This is a genomic window from Peribacillus sp. NPDC097895 (assembly GCF_050277555.1).
Taxonomy (GTDB): Bacteria; Bacillota; Bacilli; order Bacillales; family DSM-1321; genus Peribacillus.
The window spans coordinates 185,480-204,786 of sequence record NZ_JBNNSH010000007.1; the positions used below are offsets into that span (position 1 = coordinate 185,480).

A 19,307-nucleotide genomic window follows, 5' to 3' on the forward strand; every position below is an offset into this window, starting at 1 on the left:
CTTGATGATTAAACATTATTTAATACCCCCATCTATTTTTATTTCTTTTCAAGTTTTAAAGAGAGTGCTGTTAACAGGACCGCAATAATTACCATCACACTGCCAACCCATGGTGTATGAACCAGTCCAATTGAATCGGCTACCACACCACCAACTGATGCACCAATTGCAATTCCTATGTTAAAAGCAGCGATATTTAACGCCGAAGCAACCTCAACTGCAGAAGGAACATATTTCTCAGCCAGCTGAACAATATATAATTGGAGTCCTGCCACGTTCATAAAAGCTAACAATCCCATCATTACTACCGCAATAAGCCCTGCTACTTTGAAAGGGATCATCAGACTCATTAATATCAGAATAGAAGCCTGAACAATAAACATCCAAAACAACGCTTTGGCTGGATTTTTATTAGCAAGTTTCCCTCCTAGCGAATTCCCGACGGCAACTGCTAAACCATAGACAATCAGTACAATCCCAATCACATTTGGGCTGATTCCTGTAACATCTTGAAGAAGTGGTGTTAAATAAGTAAACGAAACAAACGTTCCTCCATATCCCAAAATTGTAATAAGGAATCCAAGGATTAGTCGGCCATTAGTTACTAATTTCAACATATCAGAAAATTTTGCAGATGGAGATTGTTTTAAATCCTTAGGAATCAATAATGCACTGGCTACAATTGCAATAATGCCTAATAACGCAACTACCCAAAATGTTGCTCTCCATCCAAATACTTGTCCGATAAAAGTTCCAAAGGGAACACCAGTAACAATTGCAACTGTTAAACCAGTAAACATCAGCGCTATCGCACTGGCTTTTTTATGTGCCGGTACTAATTGAACTGCAATCGTTGATCCAATTGAAAAGAACAATCCGTGCGCAAAAGCAGTAATAAATCTTGCTATCACCAATACTTCAAAAGTTGGCGCTAAAGCTGCAAGTGAATTTCCACCAATAAAAATCACCATCAATACCATAAGTAAATTTTTTCTACCCATACGATTTGTCAATGCCGTTAGTATCGGAGCTCCTACTGCTACTCCGATGGCGTATCCTGAAATCAACAGGCCTGCTAGTGTAACACCGATTTTAAAATCTTCTGCAATTGTAGATAGTAATCCCACTGGTATAAATTCTGTCGTTCCTATTCCAAATGCACTGATTGCTAGTGCCCATAAAGCAATTGTTCCATTTCTAACGGATGATTTAGTTTCCGCTTCGATTGTGTGACTCATAATAATTTCCTCCCATTTAAGTAGTAAAAAGTTTGATAATGGAATAGGGACGGGCCCCTATAAGCCATTTACAAAATAACTATGGATTAAACTAAAAAAATAATAGTACGTACTTTAAAGTAATGAGGAATAAGAAAGTACCTACAAAAAAAGAAATAAAATGAATTGAACGTTGAACTTACAAACAGAAACTTATCCCTTAAAAAAGTTGGTTGATTTAGTGTTGACATACCACAATAGAGGATTACCAGATCGATAATGATAACAAATTTGGATTATTCCCATATATACCGCAGTTTTTAAGACATCGAGATAATTGATATAAAGGATGTCGAGATAATAACTAGAATCGATTTGCCAGGGTACCCCTTTTTCGATTCATAAAAGAATCCTCTTTGCAATTTAAGGTGTGTTATTCAGGGACATCATGATTAGGCGCCTTTCAAATTTTTATCACGCTGCCTCTAGAACGTTATTATGTTTCATACAAAACAAAAATTAAAGTACGCACTTGTAAGTGCTATAGGTACTAAAAAGTAACATTTAGATGTCCTTAGAATTATGTTTTCACTAAAATAGCTAGCTACTCTGATAAAGTATGTATCGAACTCGAAAGGCAGGCTTCGAAGAAGATAAAATGACAACGAGTGAAAAATTCACGTTAATTGATGGCATTCTGGTCCTAGAAGAAAAAGTGGGAAATCAAGACAAAATGCAAGTTCAATAAAGCACATTCAACATAATAAAATGGAACGAATAGAAGCAGAGAATGACTACTTAAAAAAGCGCTTAGCTACGAAAAGGAAGATGAGTTCAAAAGAGACAAATCTATAGAATACCAGATAATTTATTTATTAAAGAACTACTTTGCAATTGTGTTGCTTTGTGAAATTGCAGGAATCTCAAGAAGTGGATATTACAAGTGGAGTAAGAGAAGAACCCCCCCATCAGAAAAGAAGAAGGAAGACTAGTTTATTATGTCTAAAATAGTGGAATGCGAACAATATCAAGATATTAATGGTGGTTTTGGTTATCCAAGAGTTTGTACCTGGCTCAAAAAGAAATATGATTTACAGATAAACCATAAACGAGTGTATCGTCTAATGAAAAAAATGGAGTTACAAGCTAAAATTCGTAAGAAAAAGTGGAAGTATTTTGGCATAAAGGAACAATGCGTTGTATCAGTCAATCATTTAAACCGAGAATTTTCAGCTAACAAGCTTAATGAAAAATGGGTTAAAATATAACCTATCTTACCTTTAACAGGAAGCATTTATATCTATCTGTCTTAATGGACCTTTATAATAATGAAGTTGTAGCCTATGAAGTAAGTTGAGAAACAACCTAAAGTAGTACTAGACACAGTGAATAAAGACACAAAAAAAAGAAATGCCCATAGAACACTATTACATAGTGATCAAGGGGACCAATACACCTCAAAAAAATACACACTTTTGCTAATAAAGCACAAAATGAATGTGTAATGCATGTAGAAAGCTTTTTAAAGCAGAATGTTTTTACAGATATGCTTTTCTTGAGAAAACGTAAGTACTCAAAGCAATAAGAAGATATATGAAGTATTACAATTACAAACGGTTCCAAAAAAAAATTAAACAACCTTAGTCCCATGGATTTAGGAACTAAGACTGCTTAATGAAAAGTCATCTAATTAATGTCTACTTGACAGGGGTAAGACCACATTACTGGAGTCATCTTTAGCTGCTTAAATTATAGGTCTTTTTTTAATACTGTCCATTTTGAAGGGCACAGTTCAAACCTAAATGTTATTTTTATTATTTCAGTTTTCAAGATACAGAGTTTAAAGTGTAGATTTTGGAATAAAGTATTTGAAGAAAAATACTCTTCATGTCAAATTTAAGATATTTTCTTCTAAGATAGCAGATTTATCTCCATATACCTTAGTAATATGTTCTTCTCCCCATTCACAAAGAGAATTTAATATTAATTCTAAACTCCATCCATATTGACTAAGTTCATATTCTACTTTTGGAGGGATTTGTTGATAAACAATTCGGTTTATTACGCCATCTTCTTCTAACTCACGCAATTGCTGAGTTAACATTTTTTGAGTTATATTTGGCATTAAACGTTTTAATTCACCTGTACGTTTCTTTCCATGAGTAAGATGGCAGAGAATTACACATTTCCACTTACCTCCTATCACCTCTAAAGTAGCTTCAACAGAAATATTGTATTTTTTTTGCATTTTCTCCCTCCTATTATAAAGCAACTAAAAAGTGCCTATATTACTTTTCGGTACCTATATCACTTTGAAGTGCGTACTTTTTTTCCTTATTTTTATATAAGATAATAACCTCAGTCAGATAAATAATACTTGTTCATTTATAATATTTCTTTACTAATATTTCAACCATGAGTTTTTTCAAGATAGAGGAGGAATACAAATTTAAAGTTCATTAAGGCTTATTGTAGGAGCAATAAAGACATTTTTAATTTTTAAAATTAATTTGAGGGATAAGCTAACTATATAAAACTTTTCAAATATCATTGCTTGCCTTCAGAGAATTCATTACTTCTTTGAAGGGAGGCAATGATACGAAAAGTAGTAAGTATCTTATCTCACAATTTTATAATAACCAGGAGGTTCATTCATTATGATAAAAAATTTACAAGATACAGTCACTTTACACAATGGTGTAAAAATGCCAGGCTTTGGCCTAGGTGTATTTAAAGTAGAAGAAGGTCCAGAATTAGTAAATGCCGTTAAAGTAGCCATTAAACATGGTTACCGTAGTGTCGATACAGCAGCGATTTATGGGAACGAAGAAGGCGTAGGTCAAGGAATCCGTGAAGGACTAAAAGAAGCTGGTATCTCACGAGAAGAGATATTTGTCACATCAAAAGTATGGAATGCGGACTTAGGATATGAATCGACAATCGCGGCTTACGAAACAAGCCTACAAAAACTTGGGTTAGAGTATTTAGACCTTTACCTTATTCACTGGCCAGTAGAAGGAAAATACAAAGACGCATGGAAAGCGTTAGAAACACTTTATAAAGAGGGCAAGGTAAAGGCTATTGGGGTAAGTAATTTCCAAATATCTCACCTTGAAGACTTAATGAAAGATGCAAAAATCAAACCTGTGATCAATCAGGTGGAATGTCATCCACGTTTAACACAAAAAGAGCTTCAAGCATTTTGTCTTAAACATGGAATCCACCTAGAAGCGTGGTCTCCATTAATGCAAGGGGAATTATTAAACAATGAAGTTTTAACTGAAATTGCCACTAAATATAATAAATCTGTTGCCCAAGTAATTCTACGCTGGGATGTACAAAATGACATTATTACCATTCCAAAATCAACAAAAGAACATCGCATTGTAGAAAATGCATCAGTCTTTGATTTTGAATTAACAAAAGAAGAAATCAAACGCATTGATGAAATGAATCAAAATCACCGTGTAGGGCCAGACCCTGACAATTTTGATTTTTAATTAAGGTGGAAGGAGATAGACGCATTCAATTTGTCTATCTCCTTTCTGTATAAAAACAGGAGAATTATCCAAACTAGTAAAAAGATGTGTTTACTTTATTACCTCTTTCTAACCAACAATTTTGATTATATATAAATAGGAGGAATTTTGATGAAATTGAGTTTAAAAGGAAAAACAGCCCTTGTCACGGGATCGACAGCTGGTATTGGCAAGGCCATAGCACTTACATTAGTAGCAGAGGGAGCCACTGTTCTTATTAACGGACGACGAGAAGAAAAGGTACATCAAACAATTAAAGAAATTCAAACACAATATCCTCAAGCCATTCTTCATCCTGCTATTCATGATTTAGGAACGGAACAAGGATGTCAACAGATGATTGAACAATATCCAGAAGTAGATATTCTGATTAATAATCTTGGCATTTTTGAGCCCATTGAATACTTTGATATACCAGATGAAGATTGGTTTCGATTATTTGAAGTGAACATTATGAGTGGAGTTCGATTAACTCGCTCTTACCTCAAGAAAATGATTCAAAAAAAAGAGGGAAGAATTATCTTTATTGCAAGTGAAGCAGCTATTATGCCTTCTCAGGAAATGGCTCATTACAGTGCAACAAAAACCATGCAATTGTCACTTTCCCGTAGTTTAGCTGAGTTATGTAAAGGCACAAATGTCACTGTTAATGCAGTTATGCCTGGCTCAACCCTAACAGAAGGTGTAGAGACGATGCTAAATAGTCTTTATCCAAATGAACAATTAAGCATAGAAGAAGCTGAAAAACGATTTATAAAAGAAAATCGCCCAACGTCTATTATTGAAAGATTTATTCGTCCCGAAGAAATTGCACACCTTGTTACTTTCTTAAGTAGTCCACTTTCTTCAGCTATTAATGGATCCGCATTGCGAATAGACGGTGGATTAGTACGTAGCGTATTTTAATCAATAAACCTACATAACTCTGTAATCGTTATGTAGGCTCTATATCTCTATTAAAAGATTTCTTCGCCATAACCTTTTTATAAGTATATTTTGGTTTTCTAATTAATAGGAACAAAAAAGTTCTATAAATACTTTTTTCTTTCAATAGAACTTAAAAGTGCATACTTTTCGTAATTAAAATATCCCATAATAGGATAGATACTTTTACCAGTTAGAAATATATCTTCTAATTAGGCTTGTCTGCACCCAAGATTAGGTAAGAATAGCTCAGAACGATCACCCTTTTATCCGGTTCATGTCCCCAGACCAAAATACTAGAATCAAGTTCTACATCTCCAAGATTCATAATGCGAATTTCTAATGGTATTTGTTTCATCTCCTTATTCTAAATTGTTAAGTTAAGGCTTTTATTATATATATGGGGGATAAACTATATAGTTGTTACCATACCACCATCTATTAGCATAGAACTGCCTGTAATATATGTGCTTGCTTCTGATACAAGAAAAGTTACGACTTTTGCGAATTCTTCAGGGGTTCCATATCTACCTAAAGGAATGGTCTTTTTCGACTGTTCTGCTGCTGCTTCTCGGGATATCCCCTGTTTATCAGCATTCATCTGATCAATATGGTTCGTTCTTTCTGTTGCAATTCTGCCCGGTGCAACCGTATTAATTAAAATATTATAAGGTGCCAGTTCTACAGAAAGTGTTTTAGACAGACCAACTATTCCTAAGCGGAATGTGTTAGATAGAATGAGCCCTGGAATTGGCTGCTTAATGGAGGTGGAAGCAATATTAATAATTCTTCCGCCTCCCTTCTTCATGTCCGGGAGCACTTCACGAATAATCCGAATATAGCTAAAGAGGTTCAATTCGAATGATTTCTGCCAATCTTCATCAGAAATCTGTTCAAAATTTCCTCCTGGAGGACCCCCTGCATTATTAATCAAAATATCAATGTTTCCATATTTTTCACGAGTCTTCTGTACTAATGAACGTATATCTTCTACATTCGTAATATCGGAACGATGATAAGCGACCTGTCCTTTACCCAATTGCTGTAATTCTTTCTGTACCTTTTGTAACTTTTCCTCGTCACGGCCGGAAATCATAACATTTACACCTTCTTGTATCAAATGTTGAGCTACAGCTTTTCCAAGTCCTTGACTTGAGGCGATAACAAGCGCGTTTTTTCCCTGCAGGTTCAAATCCATATTCCACTCTCCTTTTACTATTTTTCTTAATTTAGGTTTAGGGCAGAGGCTACAGAAGATCCTTTCTTTTTGTATAAAGGCTTGGCTATAGCACAATGTTGTTAAGCTCAATCAACCTATTATGAGTGATGCTTATAGACTCAAACCTGCTTTTCAACCTATGGAAGAGACCTTTATTTTGCCAAGGGTGAATCTCTTGTATAATTTTTTGCCACATGACGATTTCTCCATCTAATTGTTGACTGATTTTTATTATCTGCGGATCAGATAAGCCTTTCTTTCCTGCCAATTTAAACATTTCTTGACGATATTCTTCCTGAGAGCTAATACTTTTCTCAAAATCATTGACTCCACTACTTTCCGATTTTTATAGAAAACACGCATAGTAATAATTAAAGCTTCATTATCTGTAGCTGGAATCACATCTCAAACCTTACGTATACCTTTTTCGGAGTGATAACAAGAATCGCTACACCGGGCTACTTCAACTCAGACAAAATATCGAAAGTCAAGCTCCTAAGTCTTGTTCATTTTCTACCAAAAGTTAATAATATTTAGCACTTTACAATTTTATCTGTTAATTGTTGTATTCAGGATGAGAGAACCTTTCAACTTCCTCAATCCACTTATAACCTGATGATGCCCATCTAGCCTCTTACTTAAATTTAATACTGTCTATAAGAATATGATCTCGTTTTACTTTCAGTTAAGTAAAACAAGGATCATTAAAGTAAATAACTTCAGAAAGAATTTTGCAGCCGTGGATACTATTGAAAGCTTCCCTCGCTTTTTGTTCTGTGGTAAATTCAAACATCGAAATATTTCCTTCTGAATAGGGCGTGATGATCCACATAAAACAAACCTCCAATTAAAAGTGGTTTTTTCTCTTCTCATAGACAATTAACCTACATAATTCACAATTCCATTAAGGGGAAAAAAGCCTGCAACTTTGTCTCAAAAAATAGAGATTCAGTATACAGGCTAGAATAGCTAGAAATAGTTCATTTTTTATTACATTACTTCTGTCAAAATCTCCGATATTCTATATTCTTCGTTGCTTTTCGTGCGGCTTCATTGCAACTATATTCAAAGAAGCGTACTTGTTTTTATAAAAAACAGTAACCACCCAAACAGTTCTTCCTCCTTACCCTACAAGTGTCTTATTTAATGAATACTGTCTTGATAGATGTGAAAAATTCTTTCGCCGCTTCTCCCTGTTCACGCGAGTGGGAGCTTGAATTTTTCATACCACCAAATGGCGCCTGCAGTTCAACACCTGCACTTTCTGAATTAATACGAATCAATCCGGCTTCCATGTCATTAATGAATGACAGCAGGTGCTGAATGTTCGTCGTGAAAATGGAAGCACTGAGGCCATATTCTACATTGTTCGCCAGTTGAAGGGCTTCTTCTACCGACTCAGCTTTCAGCAGTGCAATCACAGGACCGAAAATTTCCTCCTGCACAATGGCCATATCCGGTGTGCAGTTGTCAAAAATAGTTGGTTCTACGTAATAGCCATTCGCCTGAATGCCTTTTTCCGCGCGTTTTCCACCAATTAGAAGAGTGGCTCCTTCTTCCAAACCTTTATCAATATAGGAAATAACTGTCTTAAGTTGGTTTTCACTCGCGCAAGGTCCCATCCATGTGTCACTGTCCAAACCATCACCAATAGTGATTTCTTTTGTTTTTTCAACAAGAATCTGCCTGAATTCATCATAAATTTCAGAAGATACGATAACACGACTTGTCGCAGTACACTTTTGACCCGTTGAACGGAAAGCACCAGTAATAACCGCATCTACGGCCAGTTCCAAATCCGCATCCGCTGCAACGATCACTGGATTTTTACCACCCATTTCAAGCTGGTATTTCGCACCGCGTACCAGTGCAGCCTGACCAATTTGTTTACCGACCCCATTAGATCCTGTAAATGTAATACCGTTGATATCCTCATGGTCTGCAATACCTTGACCAACAATGCTTCCCGGTCCTGTTAGCATATTAACGACCCCCGCCGGGAATCCAGCTTCTTCAAAGCACTCAATAATTTTTGCACACGTGACAGCCGTTTCAGTTGCCGGTTTTACAACAATTGTATTTCCATAGACAAGAGCAGGTGCCATCTTCCAGATCGGAATAGCAATCGGGAAGTTCCACGGTGTAATAACACCTACAACACCGAGTGGTACACGCGTAGTAAACATAAGGGCTGAACTATCCGTTGAGGGAATGACGTCACCCACTTTACGCATTCCTTCCCCCGCGTAATACTTTAAAATAGCAATACCTCTTGCTGTTTCCCCTTTAGTTTCTGCGAGTGTTTTGCCCATTTCACGTGTGGCACATTTAGCAATTTCATCGATTCGCTTTTCAAGAACATGGGCTGCTTTATATAAATATTCGCCACGCTCCGAACCAGACAGTTTACGCCACGCCTCTTTTGCCTGTTTTGCTGCCAGCACTGCTTCATTTAAATCTTCTTCATTTGATTTTTGTACGTAGCCAATAACATCATTTTTTTCTGCAGGGTTCAAACTCTTATTTATTTCGTTGGATACCGAAGGAATCCATACGCCATTAATAAAATTAAAGTATGTTTTTGTTTCAACTGTTGTTGTCATTTTTTATCCCGCCTTTTTAGGTGTAATGATCCCAACTACCCATAGAAAACACGCGTAGTAAACTTTAAAACTTCATTATCTGTAGCTGGAATCATATCTCCAACCTTACACATACCTTTTCCGGAGTAATAACAAGAAAGTTAATTAGTTACTTAATTGGGGAAAAGTTAGCTGCATACATTAATTTAGATTCTTGTTTTTCTAACATTGGGAAAGCTAACGGGACAAATTTTTCTAACCAATCAGCATCACGATAAAGTGCTTTTCTATTTTCAGCTCTTTGATCGAGGCTATCATATTTCCAAATATGAATAATTTGATTTAATTCTCCGATATCCGTATACCACCAACCAACTAATGTTGTATATTTTGAGATAATTGGCAATCCAACTTTCTCAAAATGATCTAAGTATTCATGTACTTTTCCTACTTTAATTGTGTACGTTCTCATTTCGTGAAACATCATATTCTCTCCCTTTTTCTATAAAGTTTATCTTTTGAAAGCAACCGTGGTAAGCGCTTTCGATAATTTGTTTAATATCATTTGCTGTTGTAATTCGTGGATTTGATATTGTATTTGGACTTCTCATCGAATCATCAACCATTCGTTGCAGCAACTCTAAATCTACCCCGAGCTCTTTGATTGTATTCGGAATGCCAATCGCCTTATTAATCTTAATTACTTCTGTAATAGCCTGTTCAGCAGCCTTTTCTAGTGTTAATTCAGATGTATCTGCTCCAAGAGCAATTGCAATGTCCTTCATTTCATTTGGACAAGCAAGTAAATTAAATTCCATTACATACGGAAGTAAAGTTGCATTTGCAATCCCATGTGGGATATTAAAAATTCCACCAAAGGTATGAGAAATGGCATGCACATTACCTAAACGGGCTTGAGAGAAGGCCATTCCTGCCATCATCGATGCCACAAGCATTTTCCCCCTGCTGGTGACATCTGTTCCCACGTAAAAAGTATTCAACAAACTTTCTCCAATAAGCTTAATTGCCTCAATCGCCAATGATTTGCTCACAAAATTCGAATTTTTTGACGTGTACGATTCGATTGCGTGTGTAAGAGCATCCATTCCTGTTGCAGCCGTAATCGATGAAGGCAGTGTTATAGTAAGCAACGGATCTAATATAGCTACTTTTGGAAATAAATACATACTCATAATTACAGTTTTAAATAATGTATCTTTGTTAGTAAAAACAGTCGATGCCGTCACTTCTGCTCCGGTACCTGATGTCGTAGGTATTGCTAGAATCGGAAGTGGCTGATTTTTAATTTTATTGATTCCTTCATAATCCAGGATACTTCCCGGATTCGTGGCCATTGCTGCAATTCCCTTTGCAGTATCAATACTACTTCCTCCACCAACTCCTAAAACAGAGTCACATTGATGCATCTCTAAGTATTCAATTCCTTGAGCCAAAATTTGTGTACTAGGGTTTGCTTCAACTTTATCAAAAATCTCATAACTAATTTTGTAATGTTGAAGCGAATCCTCAACTTTCTTTAAAATTCCTGCTTGCCTTACTCCATAATCGCTAACTACGAGAACTTTTTGTTTCACATAAGGCTTTAAAATCTCTCCTACTCGTGAGCATATTCCAGAGCCGAATTCAACTCTCGTTGGAATTGAAAATGAAAAATTCATTGTTCACAACCGCCCTTCTAAAATACATTACCACCACCTCACCATAAAGGTAAGGTGGTCCTACCACGATAATTGTTATTACGGTAAGGTGGTCCTACCAAAATAATCACTACTTCGGTAAGGTGGTCCTACCACAATAATTGCTATTATAGTAGCATTAATCTGCTTTAATTTCAATCTATATTTAATTTTATATGAACTAGGCTCCAATTTTTTGATTGAAATTAATAAATAAAGAAGCTAGAGCTAAAGTTAATCCAAAAAAACCAAATAACAAAAGAGCAATAAAATATGATCCAGTTAGTGAAATGGTAAAACCAATAAAAATTGGTGTCACAATTCCAGCAATATTACCCGCAGTATTCATGCATCCTGCAATTGTACCAACATGATTACGTTGAGAGATAGTTGCTGGTATTGTCCAATATAGTCCAGCCCAACGCAAGAAAAAGAGAGCCGTAGAAAGTAAAACGATAACTCCTGTTAATGAGGTCGTAACACCTAACCCTAATAGTAAAATACATATTGCCGTCATAAAACCTCCGATAAATAACAATGTGCGCATCACCGTATTATCTTTTCCGCCTTTAGAACGCCAAAAATCAGCGATCCATCCACCAATTAATTCACCAATTACACCAAACCCAAAAATGATTAAAATTGAGCTTCCGATGATTTTAATATCTAAATTTTGCGTTTTTTCTAAATAGTTAGGCCCCCAAGTCATTAGCCCATAAAATACTGTATTTAAGGAATAATACCCTATACACATAGCCCAAAAATTACGATTTTTAAAATAATCCGTTATTTTGATTGCTAATTTTGAATCTTGGGTATCTATGTTATATTCTTCTTCTAAAGCATTCTTGATATGTTCTCTTTCTGCTTCATTCATCCGTGAATTTGTATCTGGTGTCCCTTTAATTACCTTCCAGACCACCCAGCTAACTATGATTGTAAGTAGCCCTGCACCGATTAAAGCTCCTCTCCATCCACCAAACCATGCGATGAATGCAATAATAACCGGTCCGCCTATTGCAGTGCCGAGTGAAGAACCACTATCCAGCAACGTTGCTCCTCGTCCTCTTTCTTTAGATGTTAGCCAAACAGACTGTAATTTTGCCCCACTTGGATAAAGTGGAGCTTCTGCTATTCCAAGTATTACTCTCAAAAAAATTAATAGTTTACTCCCGTTTACAAAACCTGTTAAAGTTTGTACAATCCCCCATAATAAAGAAGATGCGATGAGTAATTTATCTGGTCGGTATCGATCTGCAATCCAACCAGATGGAATTTGCATTAGAGCATAACCCCAAAAGAAGGAGCTTAAAATAATTCCTACTATAGCGGGATCGAGTTCTAAATCTTTTTGAATAAGAGGCATCGCAATAGACAAAACAGCGCGATCTACATAATTAATCGCACACAGAACAAGAAGCATAATAAACACGTGCCAACGAACATTAGTTGGTTTCCTATACTCCGTTGCAGTTACTTTCGAAGGCTCTAATGAACTACTCTTTTTTTCTAACATAGACTACATCCCTTCTTCCGTTTATTATGTTATCGCTTACAAAATTAATAAGATAAAACTTATCTCCTCCTTAATTGTGAAATAAAGGTAAAAAAAGGAATAACCCTAAAAGTTACAGGATAGGTGGTCCTACCACAAAACTCTTAGGGAAATTGTATCATATTTTTTTTGCAATTCAATAGTTTATTTTCGAGACTAATGAACAACCTAATTTTCTCGGTCTAATACATTTTTATATTTCTTCACACTTTCTAGGTGTGTAATCACTGCTTTCCGTGCACGATCCGGATCCATATTTTTAATCGCTTCGTATATTTTTTTATGTTCATCCATAGCAATCTTATCTTGACCCGGTATCATTAATGCATCCGTACGAGATTCATATAATCCATTTATAATGGAATCAGAGATCAGTCGTAACGTATGAACCATCATCGAATTGTGACTCGCTTCCGCTACAGCCATATGAAATTCAAAATCCTCAACAGCTGCAACTTTCCCTTTCTCAAAGCAATCTTCTAATGTATCCATTGCGTATTTTATTTTATCTAATTCTCTCTTGCTTCTTCTTTCAGCCGCATAGTAAGCAGCTTGACTTTCGATACTTTGTCTGAGTTCAAGCAATTCAATAAGTGATGAATCTTCGTTTTCTAGTATCGAGTTTAAAAGCTGGAATAATTCTTCTTGCTCATTCTTGGCAAAAAATACTCCTATTCCAGGTTTTACTACTACCACCCCTTTTGATTCTAAAACACTTATGGCCTCACGTACAACTCCACGTGATAGAGAAAATTGTTTTGCTAAATCTCTCTCTGGTGGGAGTTTATCCCCCGGTAAAAAATCTCCGTTTTGTATTGCACTTTTTATTTGTTCTATAACAATTTTAGAAGCTCGATCTTTCTTTATAGGATTAAAACTCATAATTCACCTCGATATAATATGCCAGAAATAAAATAAAAAATTATTAATATTAATTACCAAAAAGATAAAATAATTCACATTCATAAAAATCTTTATGAAAACAATCTTAATTAAGAAAAAATAAAGTCAAGTATGCTATCTTCATGCTTCTTAGATAAGTATGTGCAAAATTATAACATATATTTCTCTAATGCCATAACCCATTAAAAAAAGACTAACGCACATGTTAGTTCTATAAGAAAGCGATTCTTGAATAATCAACAATATTTCTATTAGAGTTGTGGAATAAGAAAAGCACATTATTTTGTCAATCTCTTTTACATAATCAGTATTCTAGGAAACAAAAAAAGGGTATCTCAAAGTTGGAAATTCGACTTTGAGATACCCTTTTTCTCTTGATAAATATTCAATTTAGGAGATACCCCATAATTTATAGATGGTTGGAATAGTTAGGTTTAAAAAACAATCTTAATCTGTTGTCCAGACAAGGCTAGATAGTCTGAACAACTCAACCTTGAAATGGATTTCCCCTTTATAAAGCCTCACCTAGATTTGTTCTAGATGTTCAATCCGGAAATGCTTGTCCCAATGCTTTTAAGCCATCCTCGTAGATTCCATGGAACAGATTTATGGCCTCTTCGTCACTAACACCTGCAGGTGTGAAACTGCCAGACCACTCCACCAACGATGTTTTGCTGTCAGCAATCTCGCGAACATGGATTGTAGATTGATAATCCGTGACTGGAAATGGTGCTTTCATAATCGAGTATGTGTAGTAACGTTCCTTGTCGTTGAATACTTCCAAACACTCTACTATCACCTCTCCATCAGGGTTAGCTAGATGACGCACGCGTCCACCTTGGCTTAGTTCACTGCTAGGTATATAAGGTAGCCATTCGGGAAGTGAGTTAAAGCCTCCGATCAATTGCCATACTTGGTCAGGTGAAGCAGAAATTTTAATTGTTGTAGTAGTATGTGCCATATTAATTACTCCTTTTTAGAATTGATTGGCAGTGGGGCATCAGGTGCCACCAACTTTTGTTCACGCATTTCCTGCCAAAATGCCGCCGGAATAACAGTGTTCAATGCTGCCTGGTCTTCTTCGATTCGCTCAGGGCGGCTAGCACCGGGAATGACGGCAGCCACTGCTGGATTAGCCAGCGAAAATTGTAAACCAGCAGCCTTAATGCTGATTCCGTGATGATCTGCAATGTTTTTGATTTTATTAACTTTTGCAATAATTTCTGGTGACGCTTTTTGATATTCGAAGTGAGTACCTCCAGCAAGAACACCTGAGCTATAAGGGCCACCAACGACAATATCCATATTGTGTTTTTGAGCTGCAGGCATTACGCGTTGTAGCGCACGCTCATGATCTAATAATGAATAACGCCCCGCTAACAAGGATACATCTGGTTTTGCTTCTTCTAAATCCAGCATAAGTTCAATGGGTTCTACTCGGTTTACTCCAAGGCCCCAACCCTTAATTACGCCTTCTTCACGTAAACGTGTAAGCGTACGGAACGCTCCTGTTCTAGCAGCTTCAAATTGTGCAAGCCACTCATCACCATAAAAATCTTGAGCTGGATCATGAATGTAAACAAAGTCCAGATGATCTGTTTGTAACCGTTTCAAACTTTGTTCAATAGAGCGAAGAGTTCCATCTTCACTATAGTCCGGGATGATTTTATTCTTACGACCAAATTCGAATAGTCCACCTTTTTCTCCTAAATCACGTGCAGCTGGATCTTCCAGTTCATCCGAAATAAGTCTACCTACTTTTGTACTTAAAACATATTCATCACGATTTCTTTTTGACAGTGCTTCACCAAGACGAATCTCCGATAAGCCTGCACCATAAAATGGAGCTGTATCAAAGTAACGAACGCCACTTTCCCAAGCAGCATCCACTGTCGCAATTGCTTCCTCTTCTGGGATATCACGGTACATATTACCAAGTGGTGCCGTACCAAAACCAAGTTTTCCTTTTAGTATATTTCTCATTTAACGTTTCCCCCTAAAATTTATTTTTAAATTACAACTAATTAACCTAGATATGTTTTTTGTAATGCCTCTAGACCATCCTTATAAATTCCATGGAACAGATTAATTGCCTCTTCATCACTCACTCCTACAGGAGTGAAACTACCAGACCATTCAACTAATGATGTATTAGCATCCTTACCTTCTTTTACATGGATTGTAGATAAATAATTAGTCACAGGGAATGGTGCTTTCATAATTGAATACGTGTAGTAGCACTCTTTCTCATTAAATGCTTCTAAACGTTCTACGATCGCATCGCCATCAGGATTAGCTAAATGACGTACACGTCCACCTTCAGTTACTTTGCTGCTAGGGATATAAGGTAACCAATCTGGAAGTGCATCAAAACCTCCGATCAATTGCCATACTTGTCCAGGTGACGCTGGAATTTCAATAGATGTAATAGTATGTGCCATATTCGTTACTCTCCTTTTTATTTAACGTTGATTGGTAGTGGAGCATTAGCTGCAACCAGTTTTTGTTCGCGCATTTCTTCCCAGAATGCTGCCGGGATCACTGTGTTCAATGCAGCTTTGTCTTCTGCAATTCGTTCAGGTTTACTAGCACCAGGAACAACAGCAGCAACTGCCGGATTAGCCAAAGAAAATTGTAAAGCAGCAGCCTTGATACTGATTCCATGACGATCTGCAAGATTTTTTATCTTCTCAACTTTTCCCATTATTTCTGGTGACGCTTTTTGATATTCGAAGTGAGTACCTCCAGCAAGAACACCTGAGCTATATGGACCACCAACAACAATGTCCATATTGTGTTTTTGAGCTGCAGGCATTACGCGTTGTAGCGCACGCTCATGATCTAATAATGTGTAACGACCAGCTAGCAAGGATACATTTGGTTTTGCTTCTTCTAAGTCCAGCATAAGTTCAATGGATTCTACTCGGTTTACTCCAAGTCCCCAACCCTTAATTACGCCTTCATCACGCAATTGTGTAAGTGCACGGAATGCCCCTGTTCGAGCTGTTTCAAATTGTGCAAGCCACTCATCACCATAAAAATCCTGCGCTAAATCATGAATATAAACAAAGTCCAGACGATCTGTTTGTAAACGTTTCAAACTCTGTTCGATAGAGCGAAGAGTTGCATCCGCACTATAGTCATTGATGATTTTATTCTTACGACCAAATTCGAAAAGTCCGCCTTTTTCTCCTAAATCACGTGTAGATGGATCTTCCAGTTCATCCGAAATAATTCGACCTACTTTTGTACTTAAAACATAATCATCACGATTTCTTTTTGACAGCGCTTCGCCAAGACGAATCTCCGCTAAACCAGACCCATAAAGTGGAGCTGTATCAAAATAACGAACGCCACTCTCCCAAGCAGCATCCACTGTTGCAATTGCTTCTTCCTCTGGGATATTGCGGTACATATTACCAAGTGGTGCCGTACCAAAACCAAGTTTTCCTTGTAGTATATCTTTCATATAAAATCCCCCTAAAATTTATTAGTATAGTATGAATTAATTCAAAAGATCACGTGCTAAATACAAATGTCATTTAATCGTCTGACACAACTTAAGCTTAACTATTAACCTTTTCCTGCATGAAGTTCTGGATATTTAGTCATTCCTTGCATCAAAATTTGTTCTATCTGTTTATTTCGGAAATGCTTGTTTCAATGCCTTTAAGCCTTCCGCGTAGATGCCATGGAACAGGTTTATGGCTTCTTACTTCCAAACGTTCTACAATCGTATCGCCATCTGGATTAGCAAGATGGCGTACACGCGCACCTTGGCTTAGTTTGCTGCTTGGGATATAAGGTAGCCAGTTTGGAAGCTAATCAAAGCCTCCAATCAATTGCCAGACCTGGTCAGGCGAAGCTGGGATTTTAATTGTTGTAGTAGTATTTGCCATATTAATTACTCCTTTGAGTTCATTGGTAGTGGTGTCTTCAAAATTTTATTTGTTAATTCAGTATCAATATTAAATCTTTTATACCGTCTCATTTCACTCACCTCCTTAAATTTTTTTAATAATCAAAAACGATTTGATGTTCCAAATAGTTATCATTTTATATTCAATCATTACGCGAAATTACGATATGTTATTGTAAAAAAAGATAGTTTTCTGTATTATCTTTTTTTAATAATTAACATAGAATGGATTACGCAATAACATATCGTCATTTTGTATAATAACGATATGTTATTGTAAAAAAAAGATAGTTTTCTGTATTATCTTTTTTTTAATAATTAACATAGAATGGATTACATAATTTCATATCGTCATTTTGTATAATAACGATATGAAATTATAAAAAAAAGAAAGACTTTAATAAAATAAAAACCGCCATTTCTTATGATTCATAGTAAGCAATCAAAAGTATAGAAGAAATATTGAACATGCTATATGAAAGTAAAACTGAAATCCTTAACATTCTTATAGGTATTTCAATTAACTCCTATATTTCATGTCCAATCATCTCTTTAAGTTGATTAAAAGCTTCGTCATTCCTTTTATAATATGTCCATTTCCCGTGGCGTTTTGTTGTCACAAGACCAGCTCGATATAGAATGGAAAGATGCTGAGAAGCCGTTGATTGTGTAACATTTAATTTTTCATGGAACTGCGATACACACACCCCTACTTTTTGAAAATCACTCACTTCTTGAGAAGAAAAATGTTTCTCTGGCTCTTTTAACCATTCTAATATTTGCAACCTTGTTTCATTAGACAATGCTTTAAAAATATCAATTGGTTTCATGACTCTTATTATATCGTCAAATCACGAAATGTAAAGTTGTTTTCAAATATCTAATATTCTTTGAAATTTGTTCTAACTGTTCAATTCGGAAATGCTTGTCTCAATGCCTTTAAGCCATCCTCGTAGATATGGAACAGATCTATAGCCTCTTCGTCACTAAAAATCAACAAATACTTATTTGATCGTCTGACAAACTTTATTATGAAACATAGAAACAAGAAAGAAAAGTACGCACTTTAAAGTACTATAGGCACCAAAAAGTATCCTACCAAAGAAAAGACGAATGCCTTCTCTGGCAAACCGCAGTGGCGGTGTCGATTTCCAACCGTAATTTTCCCTACCAGTTTAAAGGGTAAAGGGAAAATATCATACCTACGCTTTTGAGGTTGATAACATTGGTAAGGATGTATTATGCGGATATTTATATGTTTAGAAATGAACCTAATTCCGCGATGAAGTTTTCACATTTTGGTTGTCCTGGTGAAGAGGATTGTAATAAAAATCACTTTGAAAAAGCTACATTTTTAGCAAAACAATTGAATGAAGGGATGCCTTATAGCTATAAAAGTTTCCTTTTGGCTGAATAAGCAACGGAATTTGAAGTGGAAATCATTTTGACTCAAAAAGGGAGCGAAGGCAGACCTTTAAAAGAATCATTTACATTCAATACTGAATAAGTTTTTTACTTGAATATAAATGCATGATTTATAAAATGATCTTACATTCAAAGGGCCGCCAATTTGCGGCCTTCTTATGACGCTAACGCACCCGTTAGTTCTATAAAGACTTATTGTAGAGTTGACACAAGCTGTGCAATAGGCTAGGGGTGAACACGCTTCCCTACGGATATTCACCGGCAGGATTTACACCTGCCTCAAATTATTTGCTTTTCGGAGCTTCTGAAACCCCTACCTTGCGACCC

General features: G+C 36.1%; 18 protein-coding genes and 2 pseudogenes. 4 read left to right on the plus strand and 16 right to left on the minus strand.

The features are described 5' to 3' along the window. Window positions 1-38 precede the first annotated feature (38 nt). Window positions 39-1,238 carry an MFS transporter gene (locus ACQKMH_RS24510; protein ID WP_427589942.1) on the minus strand — a complete coding sequence of 400 codons (1,200 nt, stop codon included), beginning with the start codon at window positions 1,236-1,238 and terminating at the stop codon, window positions 39-41. Between the two features lie 977 nt (window positions 1,239-2,215). On the opposite strand from ACQKMH_RS24510, the gene ACQKMH_RS24515 reads away from it, so the two are divergent. Beyond that, a complete protein-coding gene (locus ACQKMH_RS24515; protein ID WP_427589943.1) occupies window positions 2,216-2,485 on the plus strand; it encodes an IS3 family transposase in 270 nt (89 codons plus the stop codon). A 617-nt stretch (window positions 2,486-3,102) separates the two neighbouring features. Here the strand turns inward: ACQKMH_RS24515 and ACQKMH_RS24520 are convergent. Next, a complete protein-coding gene (locus tag ACQKMH_RS24520) occupies window positions 3,103-3,465 on the minus strand; it encodes a winged helix-turn-helix transcriptional regulator (protein WP_427589944.1) in 363 nt (120 codons plus the stop codon). A gap of 409 nt (window positions 3,466-3,874) precedes the next feature. On the opposite strand from ACQKMH_RS24520, the gene ACQKMH_RS24525 reads away from it, so the two are divergent. Both ACQKMH_RS24525 and ACQKMH_RS24530 read left to right on the plus strand, forming a co-directional pair. Beyond that, on the plus strand, window positions 3,875-4,717 hold the full coding sequence (locus tag ACQKMH_RS24525) for an aldo/keto reductase (protein WP_427589945.1): 843 nt from the start codon (window positions 3,875-3,877) through the stop codon (window positions 4,715-4,717). 150 nt (window positions 4,718-4,867) lie between these two features. Next, complete coding sequence (locus ACQKMH_RS24530) at window positions 4,868-5,662, plus strand: SDR family NAD(P)-dependent oxidoreductase (protein ID WP_427589946.1); 795 nt, start codon at window positions 4,868-4,870, stop codon at window positions 5,660-5,662. 430 nt (window positions 5,663-6,092) lie between these two features. Here the strand turns inward: ACQKMH_RS24530 and ACQKMH_RS24535 are convergent, their stop codons facing one another. The 14 genes and pseudogenes from ACQKMH_RS24535 to ACQKMH_RS24600 form a co-directional block, all read right to left on the minus strand. After that, window positions 6,093-6,878 (minus strand): SDR family oxidoreductase, encoded by a 786-nt coding sequence (locus ACQKMH_RS24535; protein WP_427589947.1) that lies wholly within the window; start codon window positions 6,876-6,878, stop codon window positions 6,093-6,095. Between the two features lie 85 nt (window positions 6,879-6,963). Beyond that, complete coding sequence (locus ACQKMH_RS24540; protein ID WP_427589968.1) at window positions 6,964-7,206, minus strand: Spo0E family sporulation regulatory protein-aspartic acid phosphatase; 243 nt, start codon at window positions 7,204-7,206, stop codon at window positions 6,964-6,966. An 832-nt stretch (window positions 7,207-8,038) separates the two neighbouring features. Then, on the minus strand, window positions 8,039-9,502 hold the full coding sequence (gucD, locus tag ACQKMH_RS24545) for an alpha-ketoglutaric semialdehyde dehydrogenase GucD (protein WP_427589948.1): 1,464 nt from the start codon (window positions 9,500-9,502) through the stop codon (window positions 8,039-8,041). Window positions 9,503-9,650: 148 nt separating this feature from the next. After that, window positions 9,651-9,965 carry an NIPSNAP family protein gene (locus ACQKMH_RS24550; protein WP_133345420.1) on the minus strand — a complete coding sequence of 105 codons (315 nt, stop codon included), beginning with the start codon at window positions 9,963-9,965 and terminating at the stop codon, window positions 9,651-9,653. Next, on the minus strand, window positions 9,934-11,160 hold the full coding sequence (locus ACQKMH_RS24555; protein ID WP_427589949.1) for an iron-containing alcohol dehydrogenase: 1,227 nt from the start codon (window positions 11,158-11,160) through the stop codon (window positions 9,934-9,936). The genes ACQKMH_RS24550 and ACQKMH_RS24555 overlap by 32 nt, the downstream gene beginning before the upstream one ends. A gap of 199 nt (window positions 11,161-11,359) precedes the next feature. Further along, a complete protein-coding gene (locus ACQKMH_RS24560) occupies window positions 11,360-12,694 on the minus strand; it encodes an MFS transporter (protein WP_427589950.1) in 1,335 nt (444 codons plus the stop codon). A 207-nt stretch (window positions 12,695-12,901) separates the two neighbouring features. Beyond that, the gene (locus ACQKMH_RS24565) at window positions 12,902-13,615 is read right to left on the minus strand and encodes a FadR/GntR family transcriptional regulator (protein WP_427589951.1); all 714 of its coding nucleotides are present in this window, start codon (window positions 13,613-13,615) and stop codon (window positions 12,902-12,904) included. A gap of 565 nt (window positions 13,616-14,180) precedes the next feature. After that, entirely contained in the window at window positions 14,181-14,597 is a 417-nt protein-coding gene (locus ACQKMH_RS24570; RefSeq protein ID WP_427589952.1) for an SRPBCC family protein, read from the minus strand. A 5-nt stretch (window positions 14,598-14,602) separates the two neighbouring features. Continuing rightward, a complete protein-coding gene (locus ACQKMH_RS24575; protein WP_427589953.1) occupies window positions 14,603-15,619 on the minus strand; it encodes an aldo/keto reductase in 1,017 nt (338 codons plus the stop codon). Window positions 15,620-15,660: 41 nt separating this feature from the next. Then, the gene (locus ACQKMH_RS24580; protein ID WP_427589954.1) at window positions 15,661-16,077 is read right to left on the minus strand and encodes an SRPBCC family protein; all 417 of its coding nucleotides are present in this window, start codon (window positions 16,075-16,077) and stop codon (window positions 15,661-15,663) included. Window positions 16,078-16,094: 17 nt separating this feature from the next. Continuing rightward, window positions 16,095-17,105 (minus strand): aldo/keto reductase, encoded by a 1,011-nt coding sequence (locus tag ACQKMH_RS24585; RefSeq protein ID WP_427589955.1) that lies wholly within the window; start codon window positions 17,103-17,105, stop codon window positions 16,095-16,097. Window positions 17,106-17,337: 232 nt separating this feature from the next. Then, a pseudogene (locus tag ACQKMH_RS24590) lies at window positions 17,338-17,535 on the minus strand (SRPBCC family protein); the annotation flags it as partial. A gap of 547 nt (window positions 17,536-18,082) precedes the next feature. Further along, window positions 18,083-18,385, minus strand: a complete 303-nt coding sequence (locus tag ACQKMH_RS24595) for an ArsR/SmtB family transcription factor (RefSeq protein ID WP_133345411.1) — start codon at window positions 18,383-18,385, stop codon at window positions 18,083-18,085. Between the two features lie 80 nt (window positions 18,386-18,465). Next, a pseudogene (locus tag ACQKMH_RS24600) lies at window positions 18,466-18,543 on the minus strand (SRPBCC family protein); the annotation flags it as partial. Between the two features lie 267 nt (window positions 18,544-18,810). Here ACQKMH_RS24600 and ACQKMH_RS24605 point away from each other — a divergent pair. Beyond that, window positions 18,811-18,972, plus strand: coding sequence for a hypothetical protein (locus tag ACQKMH_RS24605; protein ID WP_427589956.1), 162 nt, complete (start codon window positions 18,811-18,813; stop codon window positions 18,970-18,972). Window positions 18,973-19,307 lie beyond the last annotated feature (335 nt).

Excerpts from the sequence above, each read along its gene's own strand:
- ACQKMH_RS24510 (WP_427589942.1), bottom strand. The coding sequence starts at position 1,238 with ATGAGTCACACAATCGAAGCGGAAACTAAATCATCCGTTAGAAATGGA.
- ACQKMH_RS24515 (WP_427589943.1), top strand. The coding sequence starts at position 2,216 with ATGTCTAAAATAGTGGAATGCGAACAATATCAAGATATTAATGGTGGT.
- ACQKMH_RS24520 (WP_427589944.1), bottom strand. The coding sequence starts at position 3,465 with ATGCAAAAAAAATACAATATTTCTGTTGAAGCTACTTTAGAGGTGATA.
- ACQKMH_RS24525 (WP_427589945.1), top strand. The coding sequence starts at position 3,875 with ATGATAAAAAATTTACAAGATACAGTCACTTTACACAATGGTGTAAAA.
- ACQKMH_RS24530 (WP_427589946.1), top strand. The coding sequence starts at position 4,868 with ATGAAATTGAGTTTAAAAGGAAAAACAGCCCTTGTCACGGGATCGACA.
- ACQKMH_RS24535 (WP_427589947.1), bottom strand. The coding sequence starts at position 6,878 with ATGGATTTGAACCTGCAGGGAAAAAACGCGCTTGTTATCGCCTCAAGT.
- gucD (WP_427589948.1), bottom strand. The coding sequence starts at position 9,502 with ATGACAACAACAGTTGAAACAAAAACATACTTTAATTTTATTAATGGC.
- ACQKMH_RS24550 (WP_133345420.1), bottom strand. The coding sequence starts at position 9,965 with ATGTTTCACGAAATGAGAACGTACACAATTAAAGTAGGAAAAGTACAT.
- ACQKMH_RS24555 (WP_427589949.1), bottom strand. The coding sequence starts at position 11,160 with ATGAATTTTTCATTTTCAATTCCAACGAGAGTTGAATTCGGCTCTGGA.
- ACQKMH_RS24560 (WP_427589950.1), bottom strand. The coding sequence starts at position 12,694 with ATGTTAGAAAAAAAGAGTAGTTCATTAGAGCCTTCGAAAGTAACTGCA.
- ACQKMH_RS24565 (WP_427589951.1), bottom strand. The coding sequence starts at position 13,615 with ATGAGTTTTAATCCTATAAAGAAAGATCGAGCTTCTAAAATTGTTATA.
- ACQKMH_RS24570 (WP_427589952.1), bottom strand. The coding sequence starts at position 14,597 with ATGGCACATACTACTACAACAATTAAAATTTCTGCTTCACCTGACCAA.
- ACQKMH_RS24575 (WP_427589953.1), bottom strand. The coding sequence starts at position 15,619 with ATGAGAAATATACTAAAAGGAAAACTTGGTTTTGGTACGGCACCACTT.
- ACQKMH_RS24580 (WP_427589954.1), bottom strand. The coding sequence starts at position 16,077 with ATGGCACATACTATTACATCTATTGAAATTCCAGCGTCACCTGGACAA.
- ACQKMH_RS24585 (WP_427589955.1), bottom strand. The coding sequence starts at position 17,105 with ATGAAAGATATACTACAAGGAAAACTTGGTTTTGGTACGGCACCACTT.
- ACQKMH_RS24595 (WP_133345411.1), bottom strand. The coding sequence starts at position 18,385 with ATGAAACCAATTGATATTTTTAAAGCATTGTCTAATGAAACAAGGTTG.
- ACQKMH_RS24605 (WP_427589956.1), top strand. The coding sequence starts at position 18,811 with ATGTTTAGAAATGAACCTAATTCCGCGATGAAGTTTTCACATTTTGGT.